General features: G+C 70.5%; 10 protein-coding genes and 1 pseudogene. 7 read left to right on the top strand and 4 right to left on the bottom strand.

Features of this window, described 5'->3' with window-relative positions; all coding sequences use genetic code 11:
- Positions 1–31: 31 nt before the first annotated feature.
- Positions 32–1,915 carry an AsmA family protein gene (locus MHA02_RS18055; RefSeq protein ID WP_147081288.1) on the bottom strand — a complete coding sequence of 628 codons (1,884 nt, stop codon included), beginning with the start codon at positions 1,913–1,915 and terminating at the stop codon, positions 32–34.
- Positions 1,916–2,215: 300 nt separating this feature from the next.
- Between MHA02_RS18055 and MHA02_RS18050 the strand changes: the two genes are divergently transcribed.
- From MHA02_RS18050 to MHA02_RS18040, 3 genes are all read left to right on the top strand, one after another.
- Positions 2,216–2,953 carry a CoA transferase subunit A gene (locus tag MHA02_RS18050; RefSeq protein ID WP_147081286.1) on the top strand — a complete coding sequence of 246 codons (738 nt, stop codon included), beginning with the start codon at positions 2,216–2,218 and terminating at the stop codon, positions 2,951–2,953.
- 22 nt (positions 2,954–2,975) lie between these two features.
- Positions 2,976–3,635: a 3-oxoacid CoA-transferase subunit B gene (locus MHA02_RS18045; protein ID WP_147081284.1), complete on the top strand. Its 660-nt coding sequence runs from the start codon at positions 2,976–2,978 to the stop codon at positions 3,633–3,635.
- A gap of 143 nt (positions 3,636–3,778) precedes the next feature.
- Positions 3,779–4,192: a hypothetical protein gene (locus MHA02_RS18040; protein WP_147081281.1), complete on the top strand. Its 414-nt coding sequence runs from the start codon at positions 3,779–3,781 to the stop codon at positions 4,190–4,192.
- A 269-nt stretch (positions 4,193–4,461) separates the two neighbouring features.
- Here MHA02_RS18040 and glyS read toward each other — a convergent pair whose 3' ends face one another.
- A complete protein-coding gene (gene glyS / locus MHA02_RS18035; RefSeq protein ID WP_373866688.1) occupies positions 4,462–6,672 on the bottom strand; it encodes a glycine--tRNA ligase subunit beta in 2,211 nt (736 codons plus the stop codon).
- A gap of 244 nt (positions 6,673–6,916) precedes the next feature.
- Between glyS and MHA02_RS18030 the strand changes: the two genes are divergently transcribed.
- The gene (locus MHA02_RS18030; RefSeq protein WP_147081277.1) at positions 6,917–7,576 is read left to right on the top strand and encodes a DUF1007 family protein; all 660 of its coding nucleotides are present in this window, start codon (positions 6,917–6,919) and stop codon (positions 7,574–7,576) included.
- Complete coding sequence (locus tag MHA02_RS18025; RefSeq protein ID WP_147081276.1) at positions 7,567–8,583, top strand: nickel/cobalt transporter; 1,017 nt, start codon at positions 7,567–7,569, stop codon at positions 8,581–8,583. The genes MHA02_RS18030 and MHA02_RS18025 overlap by 10 nt, the downstream gene beginning before the upstream one ends.
- A gap of 37 nt (positions 8,584–8,620) precedes the next feature.
- Here the strand turns inward: MHA02_RS18025 and MHA02_RS18020 are convergent, their stop codons facing one another.
- Complete coding sequence (locus MHA02_RS18020) at positions 8,621–10,435, bottom strand: hypothetical protein (protein WP_147081274.1); 1,815 nt, start codon at positions 10,433–10,435, stop codon at positions 8,621–8,623.
- A 399-nt stretch (positions 10,436–10,834) separates the two neighbouring features.
- On the opposite strand from MHA02_RS18020, the gene MHA02_RS18015 reads away from it, so the two are divergent.
- Both MHA02_RS18015 and MHA02_RS18010 read left to right on the top strand, forming a co-directional pair.
- Entirely contained in the window at positions 10,835–12,889 is a 2,055-nt protein-coding gene (locus tag MHA02_RS18015; RefSeq protein ID WP_147081272.1) for an NAD-binding protein, read from the top strand.
- Positions 12,879–14,048: a patatin-like phospholipase family protein gene (locus MHA02_RS18010; RefSeq protein ID WP_170249340.1), complete on the top strand. Its 1,170-nt coding sequence runs from the start codon at positions 12,879–12,881 to the stop codon at positions 14,046–14,048. Before MHA02_RS18015 ends, MHA02_RS18010 begins: the two co-directional genes overlap by 11 nt.
- 51 nt (positions 14,049–14,099) lie before the next feature.
- Here the strand turns inward: MHA02_RS18010 and MHA02_RS18005 are convergent.
- A pseudogene (locus MHA02_RS18005) lies at positions 14,100–17,880 on the bottom strand (hypothetical protein); the annotation flags it as partial.

Here is a 17,880-nt window from a genome sequence, read left to right as displayed (position 1 = left end):
GAAAGTTACAGAGGCTCGCCGGCCCCAAGCCTCACGGCACGTAGGCGCGTACCTGCGTCGGCAGGCCGGGCACGATCGCGGCGGGCGCGCGCACCAGGGCGTCGGCGGGGTCGGCGACGTCGCTGCGGGTGCCGGCGCGGACGGCGACGGCGTTCCAGGGACCGGCGATCTCGAACGCGGTCGGCACCCCGAGCGAGGCGGAGTCCGTGGTGCCCTTGCGCGGCAGCAGGGCGGCGCGGGCGAGGAAGCTGCGTTCGGGCAGAGAAATCCGGCCGCGCAGGCGCGCCGTCAGGCTCCGGGCGGTCAGGCCGCCCTCCTCGATCTCGCCGATGCCGTCATTGAACGCGAGGGTGATGCCGGCCCGCTCGAAGGCGGTGCGGCCGTTGCGGCGGGCAAGCGCGCCCTGTGCCACCGCGCCGCCGCGATGGATCACGTCGGCGAGGTCGAGTCCGGCGATGGCGCCCCCGTCGACGCCGAGCGTGGCGCGGCCGTTGATCGTCTGGACGAGGCCGGCGGCATCGCGTCCGCGGCCCTCGACGCTGAAGCTGCCCCGCGTCGTGCCGAGCATCCAGCCCGCCTCGCCGAGATCGGTCAGCACGGTGCCGAGGTCGACCCCGTCGAAGTAGCCCTGTGTCCTGACCTCGATCGCGTCGGAGGCCGATCCGGCCGGCGAGGCAAGGGCGAAACGGCCCTTGAGGGTGCCGCCGCGCAGGCTCGCCCGCCCGAGGGTCACGTCGATGCCGTCGGCGCGTACGATCACGCTGGAGGCAAGGTCTTCGAGCACCATGGGGCCGATCCGGGCGCTGCCGCCCGACAGGCGCAGGTCGAGGTCCCCGCCGGTGAGCGGCCCGAGCGCCAGCGGGCGCCGGCCCCAGCCCTCGTCCCCGTCGAGGCCCGCGACGCGCAGGATCCCGGCCAGGACCGGGGCGAGGTTGATGTCCGGGGCATCGAGCGTCGCGCGGATCGAGGGCCGGCGCCCGGTCATCTCGGCCGAGCCGGCGCCTTCGAGCACCGTGTTACCGGCGCTGACGCGCATGGAAGGCAGCCGCAGTCCGTCGCGCGAGGCTTCGAAGCTCCCTTCGATCGCGAACGCCTCCATCAGCGGAGCGAGCCCGATATCGCTGCCGATCCAGGCAAGCGTCTCGGGCAGCGAGCGGGTCGTGAGGCTGCCCTGTCCCGCCAGCGTCAGGCCGTCCTTGAAGCCCCCGCTTCCGTCCGCAGCGAGGGATCCCGCCGGCCAGGTCAGGGCGGCGCGGAAGGGCGTCTCGCGGCCGGCGAGGAGATCGCCGGGGCGCAGGGACGCGAGGGTGAAGCGCGCCGTGGTCCCGTTCCAGGTGAAGCCGCCGGCGAAGGCCGCCTTGTCGCTCCAGAGCGGCCAGGACAGTGCGAGGTCGACGTCGCGCGCCGTCTCGGCGCGGCCGTCGCGCGGGTCGCGGCCGGTGACGGTGGCGTGGGTCAGGGTGATCCGGCGCGGATGCGAGACGTCCCCGCCGGACAGCGTCGCTGCGATCCGCTGCAGCGGGCCGGACCAGCGTGTGTCGTCGTCGCTCGCGGGCAGCGCGACCTGCGCGCCGTCGAGGCCGAGCGCGACCACCTCGGCCCGGCCGAGCAGCAGGGAAGCGAGGCTGAGCTGTACCGTGAGGCTGCCGCCCTCCGTGAGCACCGGCCCTTCCGCGGTGCCCGCGCTGAGCCGCACGTCGGAGAAGCCGATCCGGGGCAGGGGCAGCAGCGAGACCTCGGAGCGGCCCCGTGTCGTCAGCGCGATGCCGTAGCTCTCGGCGAGACCCCGGCCGACGAAGGCGGCCGCGCTCGGCACGTCGACGGACCAGGGCACGCACCCGCAGACGAGCCCGGAGATCATGGCGCAGAGCGCCCCGGCCGGGCCGAGGACTGTCAGGGTGCGGCGCGGCGTCATGGCACTCCGTGAGGGGCGCGCGATTGCGAAACCGGGTTCCGTTTAAGAGATCGGCCAGGCGCTCGCGGGCCGCCCGTGTCGGCGGCTGTCGAGCGAAATCCCTAACCGGTCCCGAGCGACTTGTCTCTCCGCCGATCGTCGGAGAGAAAATCTCTCCGCGCGCCGCCGGCGGCCGGGGCATTGTGCCTCGTTGCGCCCAATTGCGTCGCAGGTTTGACGACGACCCACGCTGCGGTGCACATCAGGCCCGCACGCACCTCATCGGACAGGCGGGCGGGCGGTTTTCTGAGGACGGACTCGATGAAGAAGGTGCACCCGGATCCGAAGGCGGCCCTGGACGGGCTGCTGCGCGACGGCATGACGATCATGGCCGGCGGCTTCGGCCTCTGCGGCATCCCCGACGAGCTGATCGACGCGATCGTGGCCTCGGGCGTCAAGGACCTCACCGTCATCTCGAACAATGCCGGCATCGACGGCGTCGGCCTCGGCAAGCTGCTCGAGACCCGCCAGATCCGGAAGATGATCTCGTCGTATGTCGGCGAGAACAAGGAGTTCGCCCGCCAGTTCCTGGGTGGCGAACTCGAGATCGAGTTCAACCCGCAGGGCACGCTCGCCGAGCGCATCCGCGCCGGCGGCGCCGGCATCCCGGCCTTCTACACCAAGACCGGCTACGGCACGCAGGTCGCCGAGGGCAAGGAAACCAAGGAATTCGACGGCCACCACTACGTGATGGAGCGCGGGCTCTTCGCCGACCTCGCCATCGTCCACGCCTACCAGGGCGATACCGAGGGCAACCTGATCTACCGGAAGACGGCGCGGAACTTCAATCCGATGATGGCCACCGCCGCCAAGGTCACGGTCGCCCAGGTCGAGCACCTCGTTCAGCCGGGCGAGCTCGACGCGGATTTCATCCATACGCCGGGCATCTTCATCAAGCGCATCATCCACGTGCCGGTCCGCGAGAAGCAGATCGAGCAGCGCACCACGCGCAAGCGCAAGGATGCAGCCCCGGCCGCAGCCGGCGGCGGCGCGGTCTGATCCCAGGGGAAGGAGCAAAACGATGGCCTGGACCCGTGACCAGATGGCGGAGCGCGCCGCCAAGGAGCTGCAGGACGGCTTCTATGTAAATCTCGGCATCGGCATCCCGACGCTGGTGTCGAACTACATTCCCGACGGCATGACGGTGCAGCTCCAGTCGGAGAACGGCATGCTCGGCATGGGTCCCTTCCCCTACGAGGGCGAGGAGGACCCCGACCTGATCAACGCCGGCAAGCAGACCATCACGGCGCTGCCGACGACGAGCTACTTCTCGTCGTCCGATTCCTTCGGGATGATCCGCGGCGGCCACATCAACCTGTCGATCCTCGGCGCGATGCAGGTCGCCGAGAACGGCGACCTCGCCAACTGGATGATCCCCGGCAAGATGGTGAAGGGCATGGGCGGCGCCATGGACCTCGTCGCCGGCGTCAAGAAGGTCGTGGTGGTGATGGAGCACGTCGCCCGGAACAAGGACGGTTCCGAGAGCCCCAAGCTCCTCAAGGCCTGCGACCTGCCCCTCACCGGCACCCAGGTCGTCGACATGGTGATCACCGATCTCGGCGTCTTCACCATCGACAAGAACGGCGATGGCGGGATGACGCTGGTCGAACTCGCCGAGGGCGTGAGCGAGGACGAGATCAGGGGAAAGACCGAGGGCGCCTTCGCGGTGGCCTTGCGCTGAAATCCCAACCCGGAACGATCCGGGACACCCGCCGGCCGGCATGGCTAAGCGGGCATTAAGCCGACTCGGACCATCGTCGCGAACACCGGAAGGGCGCCCCTGAGCGTGCCCGCCGGTCCGTGTTCGAGACGAGGGTGTTGCGTATGCGTAGTGCGGCAGCGACGGACAACGTCATCCCCTTCCGCAGGCCCGCCGGCCTGCTGGCGGCGGGTGCGGCTCGCTCGGCAGAGAGCGTAGCGCTCGGGGCTCGCGGCCGGGAACGCGCCCACCAGCGCAGCCTGATGGACGCCGTCTACGCCACCGGCACCCTGGTGCTCGCTGCCGACGACCGCGACACCAAGCTCATCGCCTCCCGCCTGCAGGTCTACGGCTTCCTGATCATCGAAGAGGTCGCCGAGGACGGCGCCATGCGGCGCCTGCGCCCTTCCGAGGCCATCCGCGCCCGCGCCGAGCGCCCCTGGCGCCTGTCGAAGGCCTCCTACGGCGCCAGCAGCCTGGCGGTCACGATTCCCGCGGCCGACGATTTTCTGTTCGAGACGGCCGGGATGCCGGCCTAACGTTTTCCGTCCAGGCCTTTCGGCGCCGCGCGCCCCCTCTCCCCGCACGCGGGGAGAGGGCTTCATGCCCCCTTGTCGGGGCATGAAGCGAGGCGGCAGCCGAAGGTGAGGGGGCCTCTGCGGAGGAGCCTCATCCGTCGAAGCCCCCTCACCGTCGCTTCAGCTTCGCCTCCGCTAGCCGAATGCACGACGAGGTGCATTCGGCCCTCTCCCCGCGTGCGGGGAGAGGGGGCACGCGCCCTGCCGTCATGGCCAGTCGGGCGCCGGCGTCACCCCTCGATCCGCGAAAAATCCGCCACTTCGCGCGTGGCCGCACGCAGCGCATTCAGCAGCGCCAGCCGGTTGCCCCGCACCGCCGGATCGTCGGCGTTGACGGTGACTTTTTCGAAGAAGGCATCTACCGGCGCCCGCAGCCGCGACAGCGCCCGCATCGCTCCCGAAAAGTCCTCCGCCGCGACCGCGGCCGAGGCGTCGGCCCGCGCGCCCGTCAGGGCCTCGGCCAGCGCCTGCTCCTCCGGCTGGCCGGAGGCGGCGATGAGGGCGGCATCCGGCTCGGCCTCGTAGGCGCGGCCGTCTTTCTTCTCCTCGATGCGCAGAATGTTCGAGGCGCGCTTGACGCCCACGAGCAGGTTCTTGCCGTCATCCGTGCCGAGGAACTGGCCGAGCGCCTCGACACGACGGACGACCATCAGGAGATCGTCCTGGCCGGGCAGCGCAAAGACGGCGTCGATCAGGTCGTGGCGGGCGCCCTGGTCGCGGAGATATACCTTGAGGCGGTCGGCGAAGAAGGCCAGCAATGCATTAGCTACCTCCCAGGCCAACTGGCCGGTGCTATCAGCAAAGCGCTTGGCGCCCTCTGGCGTGACTTCCTTACTAATCACATCGAGTAGCCGTTGGATTTCGATAGGATCTATCTGCGATTTCTGAAGCTCTTGAACGCGATCCGATGCCTCTGATATCTGATTTAACTGTATTCCCGCATAGCTTCTTGCAAAAGACAGCGCAAACAAACGAAGTAGTTGGGCTCTGATATCATTTTCGGTTACGAGGCGGATCACCCCAAGCGCCGCCCGCCGCAGCGCATACGGATCCTTGCTCCCCGTCGGCTTCTCATCGATGGCCCAAAACCCCACCAGCGTGTCGAGCTTGTCGGCCAGCGCCACGGCGATCGAGACCGGGTCGGTCGGCACGCGGTCGGAGGGGCCGACCGGCTTGTAGTGCTCCTCGATCGCGGCGGCGACGCTCTCGGGCTCGCCCTGGAGCGCGGCGTATTTCCGGCCCATCAGGCCCTGCAGCTCGGGAAACTCGCCGACCATCTCGGTGACGAGATCGGCCTTGGCGAGCCGGGCCGCGCGCTCGGCGAGATCCGGGTCGGCGCCGACGAGCGGCGCGAGTTCGCGGGCCAGCGCCGCGATCCGGGCCACGCGCTCGCCCTGCGTGCCCAGTTTCTCGTGGAAAACGATCTGGTCGAGCTTCGGTAGCCGGCTTTCGAGGCCTGCGGCCTTGTCCGTCTCCCAGAAGAACTTGGCATCCGAGAGCCGGGCGCGGACCACGCGCTCGTTGCCGGCGGTGATCGCCGCGCCGCCGTCCGAGGCGACGAGGTTCGAGACCAGGACGAAGGCGGGGGCCAGTGCCTCCGAGCCGCTTTTGCGCAGCACGAAGCACTTCTGGTTGGCGCGGATGGTGGCGCGGATAGCCTCGGCCGGGATGTCCAGAAAGGCCTCGTCGAACGAGCCCATCAGCACCACCGGCCATTCGACGAGGCCGGCGACCTCGTCCAAGAGCCCCTCGTCCTCGACGAGGTCGAGCCCGCGGGCGAAGGCGAGGTCGCGGGCGTCGTGCAGGATGATGTCCTTGCGCCGGTCGGCGTCGAGCACGACCTTGGCCCGCTCCAGCGCCTGCACGTAGTCGTCGAAGCGGCGCACTTCGATCGGGCCGGGCGCCAGGAAGCGGTGGCCGCGGGTCGTGGTGCCGGCGACGATGCCGTCGACCGAGAACGGCACCACCTCGGGCGTCTCGGTCTCGGGGCCGAAGGTGGCGACGATGGATTGCAGCGGGCGCACCCAGCGCAGGGCGCCGGGCTGCGCCGAGGCTGCGCCCCAGCGCATCGATTTCGGCCAGGGGAAGCTCTTGATGATCGCGGGCAGGATCTCGGCCAGCACGTCGAGGGTCTCGCGGCCGGCCCGCTCGATCACGGCGAGGTAGAATTCGCCCTTCTTCGGATCGGTGATCGTGGTGGCTTGGTCGAGGCTCGTGAGGCCGGCCCCGCGCAGAAAGCCCTGCACGGCGGCCTCCGGCGCGCCGACCTTCGGTCCCCGCCGCTCCTCGCGCACGGCCTCGCCCCGCGGAGGCAGCCCGGCGACGTGCAGCGCCAGCCGGCGCGGCGTCGCGAAGGCCTTGGCGCCTTCATACAAAAAGCCCCGTTCCACCAGCGCGTCGGTGACGAGCTTCTTCAGATCCTCGGCCGCGCGCCGCTGCATGCGCGCCGGGATTTCTTCCGAGAGGAGTTCGAGGAGGAGGTCAGGCATGGGAGGCGAACTTTTCGGAATCGGCAGGCCGCCCATGCTGCACGGGCGAAGCCGTGCCCGTGTAGTGAGGCATCGGAAGGCTGTCGAGGATCGGTGGTCGGCCTGCCACGCCTCGCTTTCGCCCCACCCACCCGGCACCTTCGCGCGCACCCCGTTTCGATGCGTCTCTCACGAGCCGCGAGTGTCCGTGACCCGCATGCCGATCGCTTGTTTCCTGCGTTGCGCCTTCCTTGTCGCCGGCATCGCGCTCGCCGGGCCGGCGCTGGCGCATCCGCATGTCTGGGTCGTCTCGAAGGCCGAGATCGCCTACGAGGCCGGCAAGGTCGCCGGGGTCCGCCATAGCTGGATGTTCGATGCCGCCTACACGGCTTTCGTCACGCAGGGGCTCGACACCGACAAGGACGGCAAGCTGTCCTCCGAGGAGCTGCAGGGGCTGGCGGCCGAAAACACCGCGAACCTCGCCGAGTTCGCCTACTTCACCAAGCTGAAGGTCGCGGGCCGGGAGCAGGCCTTCGCCGAGCCGCGCGAGCCGCGCATGGTGATGGAGGGCGACAGGCTGACCCTGAGTTTCCTGCTGCCGCTCAAGACGCCGGCCGCCCAGGGGCGCGGCGTCGCGGCGCTCGAGGTTTACGATCCGACCTACTTCGTGTCCTTCGGCCTCGCCGAAAGCGCCGACGCCGTTCTCCTCAAGGGCGCGCCGACCGGTTGCGCCGTCACCATCAACCGCCCCAAGACCACCGAGCCGAAGACGGCGGAGGCCGGCCAGCCGATGACGGAGGCCTTCTTCGAGGCGCTCACCGCAGCCTCGACGCTGGGCGTGCAATACGCGAACCGGGCGCTGGTCGCGTGTCCGTAGGCGTCGCCCTCGGCTCCGCGCAGACCGCACGCAGCCGCCTCGCCCTTCGGTTGGCGCTGGCCGCTGCAGCGGTGACGTCGGCTGCGGCCATCCTCGCGCTGCTCGCCTGGTCGATCGCGCCGGGCCTGACCGCGCCGCCGCCGCGCTCGCCCTTCGGCATCGGCTTTCGCGAGGCGGCGCCCGCGGCGACCGGCCTCGGCGGCTGGCTGCTCGCAGTGCAGGCGAGTTTTTCGCGCAGCCTGCAGGGGGCGGTCTCCGCGCTGAAGCAGGGTGGCGATTGGGGACCGCTAGCGCTGCTCGGCTTCGCCTACGGCATCTTCCACGCGGCCGGCCCGGGCCACGGCAAGGCCGTGATCGCGGGCTACATCGTCGCCGGCGAGCGGACCCTGCGCCGGGGTTTTGCGCTGAGCTTCGCCGCGGCGATGCTTCAGGCGCTGGTCGCGATCACGATCGTCGGGATCGGCGTGCTGCTGCTGAACGCGACCGCTGCCGGGATGACGCGGGCCGGAACGCTGATCGAGACCGTCAGCTTCGCCCTCGTCGCCTTGGTCGGCGCGGCCGTGACATGGCGCAAGGCCGGACGGCTCGCCGCACTCGCAACGTCGGATCAGGCCGCCGCCTGCGGGCCGGGTTGCGGGCATGTCCACCTTACCGATGCCGACACGGTGGTGCGGCTGGAGACCTGGCGCGAGCGGGCCGGCGTCGTCCTGGCGGCCGGCACGCGGCCCTGCGCCGGCGCCGTGCTGATCCTCGTGTTTTCCGCCTCGCAGGGGCTGCTGGCAGCGGGCATCGCCGCGACGTTCGCCATGGCGCTCGGGACCGCGCTCACCACCGGCGCCCTGGCGAGCCTCGCGGTGTTCGCCAAGGGCTTGGCTCTGCGGCTCGCAGGCGGGCGGGGCACCACCGGAATGCTCGCCGTCGGCGGACTGGAGCTCGCGGCGGCCGCCTTCGTGCTGGTGCTCGGGCTGGCGATGCTCGCCGGCCTCGCCCTGGGTGTCGGCGGCTGACGGGACGGGGACGGACACATCGACGGCTCTTCGAGCCTCATCCGGCCTCGACGGCCTTGACGCGGAACAGGTCGGCCCAGCCACCGACATCCTGAAGCATCTCCGACGAAACCTCGAATACCTCGGCGGCAAGATCCTGCGAGGCGAGGGGCCGGGCGAGGTTCAGGGCGTCGATCCGGGCGCCAGCGGCGTCCATCACACGAATCATGCGGGCCGATTGCTGTTCCAGAAGCTCCAGCTCGGCATAGGCGCGGATGCCGACGAACGCCGCGGAGACGGCGGGCAATACGGCCGCGAGCGAGCCGAGGAGGACGATAAGGCCGTGAAGTTCATGCGCGTGATCGCCGGTTCCGTGCCCGGCGGATGCCGCGACCAGCACGAGCTTGGCGACGACCAGGATCAGCGTCGCGAGGAAGGCGTATTCGCCGGCCTGAACGAGCCACCGGCCCACCCGCCGGCTGCGCATGCGGCGGTCGAGATGATAGAGCTGCTGCTCTTGCACCAGCGAGACGCGCAGGTACTCGCGGATGGCCGCCAGGCGTTCGCCAAGCAAGTCGCCGGCCGGCAGCGGCGCCGCGCGCAGGGCGGCGCCGAAATACCAGCCGACCCAGGCCTCCGGCGGCGCGTGCTCCGCATGCTCGGGAACGGCGGCGTACAGGCTGCGGCTCAGGTTCGGCGGCGGCAGGCTCCAGCCCAAAGCGGCGAGGGCGCCCTGCTTGCGGCAGAGTTCCGCCAGGAGCCGGCAGGCGATCCAGCGTCCGTGCCAGTTGCGGCGCTCGTTCGTCGCGACCAGCCCGAGGATCGCGAGCAGCAGCAGGATCTCGACCGTGGTCGCCGCGAGCTTGATCGGCTCGTGGGCGAGGGCCAGGACGGCACTGGCCACCGCCAAGGTCGCCAGGACGAAGATCCACAGGTAGGACGACCGGTAGCGGTTGCCGTAATCCGTCGAGGCGCGGTCGGCAGGCCGGTACAGGGCTTCCCAATAGGCGCTCGGGCCCGGCGGAACCGGCGTCGGAGGCGGCCGAGGTACGGTCCGCGCTCCACCGATCGCACGATAGCCCCAGCCGTACAGGCGCCAGAACGGATTCTCCGGTTGTTGGCGGTCATTGAGATAAGCGTGGAGCGGATCGTCGGCTCCGGCCGTGCCCGCTGCGTTCGGATCGGATTGCGGTTCCGAATGCCCATCGTGCCGGAGCGGCTTGCGACGCCCTCTGCCGTGCAGCGCGTGCAGGGTGCGGCCGATCAGGCTGTGCTGGTGGCGACGGGAATGCGGCGGGAGCAGCACCGAGCGGATCATCCCGGCCAGGAGGCTCGCGGCAGCCTCAGCCTGCGGCGCCCGGTCCGGGGAGCGCAGGTCCGCGGGAGTTTGGATGAACCGCACCGGTGCCGCCGCCGTCGCGTCGATCCACCAGATCGGAGGCCCGAACCGCGCGGAAAACCGGACGATGTCGGCGGTTCCGCCCCGGCCCTTCGCCGGTCTCCCGTCCCAGACCGCGATCAGGAGGTCGCAGTTGCGCACCACGAGACGGCCCACCGCCTCGTAGCTGCGGGCCTCGTCGTCGCCCCGTCCGCCGTCCAAGGCGAGGTAGGCGGCCGGTGCGGTGTCCGGGCCGAGAAAACGCTCGAAGGCCGCGCGGCTCGCGCCGTCCGTGAAATCCTTCGCGTAGTCCGCGCGCGCAAACGGCAGCGCGACGTCGAGCTCGTAACCGAGCTCCAGGGCGATCTCCGCCACGAGGCGGTCTGAACCTTCGGCCAGGGGCGACAGCAGCCGTAGCCTCGGCCGCTCCCGCTCGGCCCCGTAGACGGCGCGCGCCCCGGTCTCGCCGTCGATGGACCGGGCCTGATCCCGCACGGCCTCCAGGACCGATCGGACCTGGCGCCGGATCTCGGCCTGCGTCTCCGCCGGCCGTTCGTCGAGGTCGCGGGCGCCGGTGACGCCGATGCGCAGGGCGAGGACGGGGCGCGGCGGAACCGCCGATGCCGCGTCGGCTGACGAGGTGTGGTCGTGAAGCGGCAGGTTCTACCTCCTCATCGGCTATCCCGGCCCGTGGTGGGAGGAAAGAACCGCGATAAACCTGGGACAGCCGTCGCACCGGAGTACAGGTCCGTGCGGTTTACGGTAAATGGCACGGGCGTACCACGGGTCTGACGGCCCTCACCGTGTGGGTTGCTCCAACCGGGTGACGGCGTGGTCGGAGATCGTCGTCGGGGCGGACGGTGTCCATCCTCTCTTCGGGTTGCGGAAGGTGGCATGGCTCAGGCGTCGAGCACCCGGGGCGGCAGTCAGTTCAGGAACAGCTCCTGGCTCGCGCTCGCGCCCTTCGCCGCGCTCGCATTCGGTCTCGCCTTTTGGGGCTTCGATCAGCATTGCGTCGGCGAGCCGTGCGTGCGGCCGTCCACGCTGGAGCAGGTCGGCAAATCGTTCGATCTCGTGCGCGGCCGCGGCAGTTTCGGCTTCGGCAAGGACCCCTGGCAGCTCGTCTTCGCGCAGTGGCTGATGCCCCTGGCGGCCGTACTCGCCGCTGCCAAACTCTTCCTGCAGAGCCTGCGCCGCGACATCAAGGTCGCCTTCGCCCGGCGCAGCCGCGGCCATGTCATCGTCTGCGGCCTCGGGAGCACGGGGCGCGCGATCGCCGAGGGCCTGCGCGAGGCCGGCGAGCGGGTGGTGACCGTCGATCTCGACGCCTCCTCCGTCAACGCGCTTGCGGTGGAGGATGCCGGCGCGCCGACGATCCAGGGCGATGCCAGATCCGCGGCCGTGCTGGGCATCGCCGGCCTGCCGCGGGCCAGAGCGCTCGTGGTCGCGACGGGGAACGATGCCGCCAACCTCGAGATCGCGCTCGCTGCCGCGGAGCGCTCCGCCTCGACCTTTCGCGGCGCCGGCAGGCTCGCGATCGTGCCGGAAATGCGCGCGGATTGGCTGTTCGAGCGCTTTCTCAGCCAGAACGCCGTCGGACTCGGCTCGGCGGCGGTCGAGTTCCGGATTTTGAACCGGTCGGAGGTCGCGGCGCGGCTGCTGTTTCAGCGGCCCGTCTTCGCGGCGTTCGCAGCGGGCCGCCCGGCCCGGTCCGACATCGCCGTGATCGGCTTCGGCGATGTCGGTCACGCGGTCGTGGCGCACGGGCTCCGCACGGCCTTCGCCCTGCCCGGATGCCGCCTGCGGATCGCCGTGCTCGACAAGGCGGCGGAGGCGGCGGAGGCCAAGTTCCGCCTGCTGCATCCGGGCGCCGACGCGATCGCCGAGATCGAGCCGGTCAAGGCACACCTGACCCCGGATCAGCCCGAGAACTGCAAGCAGCTGTCGGACCTGCTTTCGGCCCGCCGGATCGAAGCGGTGTTCGTCTGCATCCCGGACGATGAGGAGGCCTTGTTCGTCGCGACGCAGGCGCGCGAGATGCTGGATCGCCAGGGCCGTCTCGCCATCCCGGTCTTCGTCCGTACCGCCGAGCGGCGCAAGCTCGGCGACATCCTCGCCCGCGCACAGGGCAACGACCTGCTGCCCGATCGGCTGGTGCCGTTCGGCGACCGGTCCGAGCTCCTGGCCGCGGGCGTCATCGCCGATGGCGATGTCGACGTGCTGGCGCGCGCCAGCCACGAGGCCTATCTCGATACGCTGGACGGCCAGCCCGGAGACGGGCCGAGCCGGCAGCCCTGGATCGCGCTGCCCGAACTGTTCCGGCGCTCGAACCGCCTGTTCGCCGACCACCTCGAATTCAAGCTCCGGGCGGCAGGCCTGCGCTCGTGCCCGGCCGTGGAGCCGCGGTGTTACGACCTCTCCCAGCAGGATCTGGAGACGATCGCCACGGCCGAGCATGGGCGCTGGCTCGCCGAGCGGCGATTGGCCGGTTGGCAGTACGGCAAGAAGCGCGACGACCTATGCTTCCGGCATCCGGCGCTGGTGGAATGGGCGGATCTGCCATCGGCGGTGCAGGACCAGGTCCGCACCGTGGTCGCGCGTATCCCCGCGATCCTGGCGCGTGTCGGCCGCGAGATCCGGCGGGAGCGCGTGGTCCGGGTCGACCCGCGAGCCCCCGAGGCCGCCGCCGCGATCCTCGACCGCTTCGCTCCGGAGGGCGGCGAGCATCTCGTCCTCGCCCTCGATCTGACCGAGGCCGCCGCGTGGCCGCTGGCCTTGCGCGCCGTGTCGATCCCGAACGTCACGCTGCAATTCCTCGGACCGCCGCCGACGCGAAGCGCCGGTCCGGCCGGGCTCGCAGCGGAGGATGTCGCCCGCCTGCGCGAGCGGACCGACGGCTGCGTCGACCCCGCAGCCGAGACTCGCGCAGGAGACGCCGGTGAGCCGTGACGATGTGGGCGTAGTCGGCCGGCCGGCGCCGGATGCGGGGCGGGACCCACACCTGTTCGGGTCGGGTCCCAAGCGCATCCTCGCCCTGAACGGCGGTGGCGTCCGGGGCGCCATCACCATCGCGTTTCTCGAAGAGATCGAAGCCGTGATCGAGCGTGCCGAAGGCCGTCCGGTCCGGCTCTGCGACTGGTTCGACCTGATCGCAGGGACGTCCACCGGCGCGATCATCGCGTCAGCGCTTGCCCTGGGGTATCGCGCGGCCGACGTGCGTGCCCTCTACGAACGGATCGGTCCGCGCATCTTCCGCCGGCCACGATTCCGCATTCTGGGGCTCCAGGCGAAGTTCGACGCCAAGGTCCTCGCGGCCGAACTCGACGCCGTGATGGCGGATCGCACCCTGGGGACGGACGATCTGCGGACCGGCCTGTGCATCATCATCAAGCGGATGGATACCGGCAGCACCTGGATCCTAGCCAACAATCCCCGTTCCGCCTTCTGGGAGACGCCGGCAGACGGATCGTTCATCGGAAACAGGCACCTCAAGCTGGCCAAGGTGGTTCGCGCCAGCACGGCGGCCCCGCATTATTTCGACCCGGAGCTGATCGACATCGTCGACGGAACGCCGGGCGGCCTCTTCCTCGACGGCAGCCTGACCCCGCACAACAACCCATCGCTCGCCGCCCTGATGATGGCCGTCCTGCCGGGCTTCGGCCTCGACTGGAGGCTGGGGCCGGACAACCTCACGATCGTGTCGGTCGGCACCGGCTCGTTCCGGTCGCGATTGTCCGCCGCCCAGGCCCGGCGCTCCGGTGCGATCGGCCTCGCGGTCAAGGCACTGGCGGCTCAGATCGCGGATTCCGAACTGCTGACGCTCACCATGATGACCTGGCTCGGCCAGTCCCCGACACCGTGGCCGATCAATTCCGAGGTCGGGGACCTCGGTCCGCAGGTGCCGCAATTCGGCAACCAGTTCCGATTCCTGCGCTACGACGTGCGGCTGGAGCAGGACTGGCTCAAGCGCGAACTCGGCGTCGACATCGACCCGGTGCAGGTCGCCCGCCTCCAGCTGATGGACGATCCCGCGAACATCCCGGACGACTACGCCCTCGGACGGCGCGCCGCCGCCTTGCAGATCAAGGCGGAACACCTGTTCCCTTAGCCGGATCGCTGCTTTGGGAGTCCCGCCGCGTGTCCCTGCTGCGCGGCGGCATCACGGCTTCGGCGGATCGGTCCGGCCCTGCAGGAACGCCGCCTGGACGAACCGCACGGCGTCCCTGCGCATCGCGATCACCTCCGTCTTCGGCATGACGCGGACGTGGTTGCGCAGGTTCTCGATCGCGGTCGCGCGCCAGGGCTCTTCGCGACTGGGCGGAGCCTCCGTCTCGGTCTCCGCCAGGGCGAGACCGATCTCGTAGAGCCGCAGGGCACGCCGGCGCCACCCTGTGACGGCCCGCGCGGTCTCGATGTCGGTGCCGAGGAGGAAGACCATCGTGGCGGGACGCACGTTCACGGCGGCGAAGCCGTAGCGGAATGCCTCGGTCAGGGCCGCATCGCTGTCGGCGGTCTCCGCGAGTTCCCGAGCCCGCAAACTGAGCGCGCTCGTATCGCCTGCGGCGACGGCGCGGGCAAGCCAGTCCGCCGCCGTACCCATCTCCGGCAACGCCTCCGCCGTATCCGAGAGGTTTCGGCTCAAGGTCCACATCGCCGCCGCGTGTCCGGCCTGCGCGGCTTCGCGGAACGCGAGCAGGGCCTCCGCACGCCGCCCGAGCGCCAGCAGCGCCCTGCCGCGCTGGTATCGCAGTAGCCGATCCGTCGGCGCCTCGTTGAGGGCCGCATCGCAGGCGCCCAGCGCCGCCGCGGGGTCAGCGATCGGACGCGAGGCGACATCCGCCTGGCGGTCGCGGTCGAGCGGATCTCCGGCCGCGAGATCGCATCGCGCGAGCGCGGGAGACCGGGCGACGCGCGCGGCGGACCGCGGCAGGGCAAGCGGAGCGGGAGGCACGGGTGTCCGGATCGCACCGTCCGGCCGGCGGCGGCCGTCCGAGGCGATGTTCAGGCGTATGCGATCGAGGGGCGAGAGGGAGGACGCACCATTGCCGTGCCCCCAATCCACGATGTCCGCGTCGGTCCCGATGTCCCACTTGCCGAAGCCGTCCGTCAGGACGTGCAGCGACCCGTCGGCCAGAAGCGACACGAGCCTGTCCGATTGCGGCGAGAAGCGCATGACGCGCGGCGGCTTCGCCAGCCTGGCCTCCGAAAGCAGCGTGCCGTTCTCGCGGCTCGACACCGTGACGGTACCGATCTCGTCGGCGGCGGCGACCAGCCTGTCGTCTTCCGAGATGACGACCCTGCGGATGGCCTTCTGCGAGGGCTGTGCCGAGGCGACCGTCGTGAAGGCGCGGCGGGTATCGATGACCTCGACGCGACCGTGCAGGGTGCCGACCGCGAGAAAGGCACCGCCGTTCGACAGGCCGATGGCCGTGATCTCGTCGTCGAGATAAGTGTCCCAGCGACGCCACCCTTGGGTCGTGTCGAACACCGTGACCCAGAACTGACCTTGTCTTGCAATGGCCACGAAGCGCCCGTCGAGTGACGGATCGAACAGGTCGGTGTCTCGGTCGATGTCCGGTGAGGCGCCCAGGAAGGCTCCGGTACCCGCATCCCAGACGGCGAAACGGCGGCCGTCGTCGCTTCTCCACTCTTTCGGCGTGTTCAGCCGCGCGATCACTTTCGCACCGTCGCGGGTGAACCGTGCGCTCCCCGTCCAGCCGTCGACGACGAGATCGGCGAGCCCCTTTCGCGATTCGGTATCGATCAGCTTGAGCGGATGCTTGTCACGCGAGCCGAGCATCTCGGACTTCACGTCCGGATCGACCCAGTCCGGTACGCCGATGGCGCGCTTTCCGTCGCCGCGGACGACCCAGTCGAAATCGTAGATCGATCGCTCGTTCCGCCGGCGGAACGGACCCTCGTTCTCGGGATCGCGCGGCAGGACCCAACGTCCGGACCCGTCCGGCTGCATTTCGACGGCTGGAAATCCCGGCTTCAGCGGTGTCCTGTAGGTTGCGATCTCTGTGGTGTCGGGTCGGCGATGGGCGAAGCGCTTGCCCTCGACGTCGCCCAACCAGGCGCGGCGTTCGAGATCCCACAGGGCGAGCTTGTCGTATTCGGGGCTCGTCGTGACCACTCGGGTTCCGTCCAGGCTGAAGCCGAGATGGACGGCCGGATCGATGGCGCTCAGCTCGGGTAAGGTTCCCGCAATCGCTCGCCCATCGGTGGCAGGCCGTCGCAGGATCGCGTTCCCCGGCGATTCCGATCGCAGAAGCCGCACCTGCCCGTCGCGCGAGACGGTCGCGAGCCGCTTGCCGTCGTCGGCGAAGGCGACCTCGTGGAACACACCGTTTCCCGGCACGGTCGCCAGCGGTGCGCCCGTGTGCCCGGACCAGAGCCTCGCGGAATTGTCCCACGATGTGGTCGCGACGATGTCGCCGTCGGGGCTGAACCGCGCGAAGGTGATGGCGTGCGCATGGCCGTGGAGCAGGGCGATCTGCGAGCCGTCCTCCATGTTCCACAGCCGGGCCGACCCGTCCTGGTGCGCCGTCAGCAGGCGGGTTCCGTTCAGGTCGACGGCGGTGACCGGCGACCAGCCGTTGAGGACGTGCCGGACGGTCTTCGTCCGCACGTCCCAGATCCGGGCGGTCCCGTCGTCGCTTCCGGACACGAGCAGGCTGCCGTCCCGGCTGAAGGTCAGCCCGGTCACGCCCGCGAGAAATCCCATCGGCTTGCGATGGCCGAGCAGCTCCGCGACTGGCTGGCCGGTGGCGAGGTCGTAGAGCCTGACGGCGGACATGGAATCCGCCGGCCCGGCGCTCGCGATCAGCGTCGAATCCGGGCTGACGGCCACGAGCGTCGCTCCGCCGGAGAGCGAATGGATCCCGCTCTGGACGGCCGTGACGATGGGGTCGGCGCCGTCGGTGTTGCCGGTGAGGGCGCGGTATCGCTCGTAGCCGGCCTCGAAATCCGGACCCTTGATGGTCCGGATGCGCTGGCCGGTCTGCGCATCGAGCACGGTGATGGTGTTGTTGGCGGCCCCGGCCACGAGAAAGCGGCCGTCGGCCGTGAAGACGGCCGTCTTGTAGTAGCGCGTCTCGCTTTCGGGCAGCGTGTAGACGACCCTGCCGGTGGCGATCTCGACGACTTTCGGTTGCTTGCTGCCGGAGGCGACGACGCGGGTTCCGTCGGTGCTGAGGGCGAGCTCGGTGACGAGGTCGGCGGCGATGAAGACCCGGTGCCGGATCCGGCGCTCCTCCAGATCGTAGATCAGCAGGTATCCGCTGCTGGTGCCGACCACGAGTTCGCGTCCGCCGGGCGTGAACAGCACCGAAATCGGATTGCGGCCGTCGCGAGCCGTCCATTGCGCCAGGACCGGATCGAACTGGCTCGCTCGCTTGAACGCCTCGAAGGCGAGGCCGACCACGGGCCGGTCGGGCGGATCGAGGCTGCGCGGCATGGCTTCCAGGGCCGTCGCCTGGGCGAGGTCGACCCGGCCCTCGTCGGTCAGGCGCCGGGACAGGTTGGCGAGGGTGAGCGACTCGGCTGTCAGGCCGGCCTCGCGGGCCTGAACGGCTTCGACCGTCCGGCGCTCGGCCTCGGCCTTGCCGCTTCGGGCTTCCTCTTCACGCAACCGGGCCAGACGCGACTGCTCGGTCGCGATGCCGCGCTGGCGATCCGCCTCGACCTTCTCCTGCCTGGCGTCGCGTTCGCCGTCGTTGGCGCGGAGCGTCTCGCTCTCCGCCCGCCGCGTCTCCGCCTGGGCCGTCGCCCGCTGCTCCTCGGCGACGGCGCGCTGCACCACGGCCTCGTTGCGCTGGAGTCCTGCGGCGACCGAGAGCCCGGCGAAGACGAGGACGAGCGCCGCCGCGATGGCGTAGCTCCGGTTGCGCCGCGCCCGTCCCCGCCGCGCCGAAGCTGCGACGAAGGCGCCAAGCGCG

Source organism: Methylobacterium haplocladii (assembly GCF_007992175.1).
Classification (GTDB): domain Bacteria; phylum Pseudomonadota; class Alphaproteobacteria; order Rhizobiales; family Beijerinckiaceae; genus Methylobacterium; species Methylobacterium haplocladii.
This window is presented reverse-complemented; position numbering and strand designations above follow the sequence as displayed.